Annotated in this window: 2 protein-coding genes; both read right to left on the minus strand. The window is 34.2% G+C overall.

Annotated elements, in window-relative coordinates; translation table 11 throughout:
- Positions 1-105: 105 nt before the first annotated feature.
- Positions 106-492, minus strand: coding sequence for a hypothetical protein (locus BAZSYMA_RS08975; RefSeq protein ID WP_195910181.1), 387 nt, complete (start codon positions 490-492; stop codon positions 106-108).
- Positions 489-922, minus strand: a 434-nt coding sequence (locus tag BAZSYMA_RS10135) for a hypothetical protein (protein WP_195910182.1), incomplete at its 5' end; no start/stop codon positions are given. The genes BAZSYMA_RS10135 and BAZSYMA_RS08975, both read right to left, overlap by 4 nt.

Here is a 922-nt window from a genome sequence, read left to right on the forward strand (position 1 = left end):
CCAAAACGGAGTAAATATTCGATATTTTGGATCGTTTAGGTTTTTCAGGTTTGAGAATTATTGATTCAAACACTCAAACTGGAACAACGTGGTGGAACTGGACATCTATTCTCTTTTATTTATTCCATACCAAAAGCCATAACCTCCAAGCAACCCTGAAGCTATAAGCAATACCTTAATAGGAGTATCTTGAACATTACTACCAAGGAAAATAAATAATGCCAACGCCAAACCTACCAACCCTCCTGCAGTAACTAAAGTATAAATATTTACTAAATTAAATTCGTTCAAAATTTTTACTATTGGTATTCCAAATATAACGATAACGATAAAAGAAATAAAAATAGTGATTAACACCCAAAAAAATAATCCACCTATAATACTACCGAAACTATTTTTAAATGGTACAACAATCACTAGTATCGCCATAAAAATAGATGGCACCATGGATAACAACATGCTATATATAAACCCTGTTTTATATCTTATCATTTTGGATTGTACGAATCGCAAAAATGGTCACAGACAGAGGAATACCGCCCTATATAGACAGTAGACCAGGGTGTCCTAGAAAAACTATAGTCATGCCAAGCAGTTATTTGATCATTGCTCAAAATACCCCTCCAATTATTCGGATTAGTGTCGGCGTAGTCTCTATCTATCCAGTCAACATAATCAACCATTAGATTTATCCCTAATTGTTTATTATTTATCGGCGAAGAAAGGTTTGAAATCATATAATAACTATGATTATCAATAACTTTTAAGGCTGTTAGTGCAAATGTATCACCCCTTGAGTATCTACTTTGCCAAAACGCTAGCCTTGATGCTTGCGTTCCTTCTCCTGCTAACGCTTTTTCATGATCAGAAATAGGAATGCCTTGTTTCTTACCATGATGTATGCTCTCATTAAACAAATACC

Source organism: Bathymodiolus azoricus thioautotrophic gill symbiont (genome assembly GCF_001298715.1).
Taxonomy (GTDB): Bacteria; Pseudomonadota; Gammaproteobacteria; order PS1; family Pseudothioglobaceae; genus Thiodubiliella.